The sequence below is a fragment of the Elizabethkingia argenteiflava genome (assembly GCF_009904105.1).
In the GTDB taxonomy this organism is placed as follows: Bacteria; Bacteroidota; Bacteroidia; order Flavobacteriales; family Weeksellaceae; genus Elizabethkingia; species Elizabethkingia argenteiflava.
This window is the reverse complement of record NZ_JAAABJ010000040.1, coordinates 1-1,570: the sequence shown is the minus strand read 5'-3', so window position 1 is coordinate 1,570 and position 1,570 is coordinate 1. Positions and strand designations below refer to the sequence as shown.

Here is a 1,570-nt window from a genome sequence, read left to right as displayed (position 1 = left end):
TGATCACCTGTCTGGTGGCTAGGAGTGAGGGCTTAGCGGATAGCTTGTTTTTTTTCCAGTAATAGAGAGCTGAAGTAAATTTATAAGGCAAGTGTTCCAATAGCTCGGGTTGGCTTACCACATCGATGCCTGTGGCTTGGGCTAATTGAGTATAATTGCTCCTCCCTGTTAATTGGATGGCTCCCCTACCGATATACCTGGCACTGTAATCTTCCCCGAAACCAGCTACGATTATTAATGTAGTTTTATAATTTAGGGACAATGAAAAAAAGTAAGTTTAGCGAGCGACAGATCATCAAGATTTTGTCAGAGCATGAAGCGGTTCAATCTGTTTCGGATATCTGGCGTGAGCACGGCATTAGCCAAGGAACCTTCTATTCTTGTAAGAGCAATTATTCGGGGATGTAGGTTTCACAGCTCAAGCAGCTTGGGGAAATGGAAAAAGAATTGGCACAATACAAAAAGATTGTTGCCGAGCAGACTTTACAGATCACAGTTTTAAAAGACGTTATCGAAAAAAAGCTCTAGGGCCTGGCGAAAAGCGTGAGCTTGTAGGTTATGCCCGCGAAGATTTTGGGATGAGCCTGCGGCAGTATTCTGTTTAAGTACATCTGTTTTTTATTACCTTGCAAAGCGTAAAGATGATACGGAAGTCATCGAGCAGCTTTCCAAACTGGCAGAACTCCACCGCACATGGGGTTTCTGGATGATGTATCACCGGCTTAGAAATTTGCAATATATGTGGAACCATAAGCGTGTCTATCGTATTTACACAGCTATGAGACTTAATCTGAGAAACAAACGTAAGAAGCGTATTCCGCCGCGTATAAAAGCACCTTTACTCTGTCCTATCGGACCGAATATCACTTGGAGCCTTGATTTCATGCATGACACGCTGGCCAGTGGAGAAACGATACGTACATTGAACGTCATAGACGATTTCAGTAGGGAGGCGCTCTGCATTACAGTGGATACTAGCCTACCCGCACAACGGGTAATCCGAGAACTGGAAAAACTGCTGGAGTGGCGTGGTAAAGCCGAAAAGATCCGTTCGGACAAGGGACCAGAGTTTATCGCTGAGTCCATTCGGGACTGGGGTGAGCAACACAACATACAGTGGGAGTTTATCCAACCGGGCAAGCCTACGCAAAATAGTTTGATAGAAAGATTTAACAGAACCTTCAGACAGGATGTGCTTGATAGCTATATATTTGACAGTTTGGCTGATATAAGAAAATACGCAGATGCGTGGGCATGGATGTACAACAATGAAAGGCCCCATTCTTCCTTGGGGCAGTTAACGCCGACAGAGTTCCTGTTGAAATATGGAAAACTCTCTGATTTTCCCACATTCCAACAGGATAGCAATAGCAATTCTGATTGGAATTCTTTAGTTTTGGGTGTAGCTAGCTAAGGGAAGATTACACTAGAACATCGGAATTACTAAGAGCCTGTTTAAATTTTATTGATTAATAATTTTATAGCAGATAATTTGGTCATATTTTCGGAGGATTCATGTAAGAGTTGATAATTCCTGCAAAGCCTTCTATCATTATCAAACCATGAAAAG

General features: G+C 42.7%; 1 protein-coding gene and 1 pseudogene. One reads left to right on the top strand and one right to left on the bottom strand.

What is annotated here, in order from left to right:
- The coding region (locus GNY06_RS00190) for a glycoside hydrolase family 19 protein (protein ID WP_317163715.1) at positions 1–262 on the bottom strand (262 nt) is incomplete at its 3' end.
- Here GNY06_RS00190 and GNY06_RS00185 point away from each other — a divergent pair.
- A pseudogene (locus GNY06_RS00185) lies at positions 262–1,414 on the top strand (IS3 family transposase). The gene GNY06_RS00190 and the pseudogene GNY06_RS00185 overlap by 1 nt on opposite strands.
- The last annotated feature ends 156 nt before the right edge of the window (positions 1,415–1,570 follow it).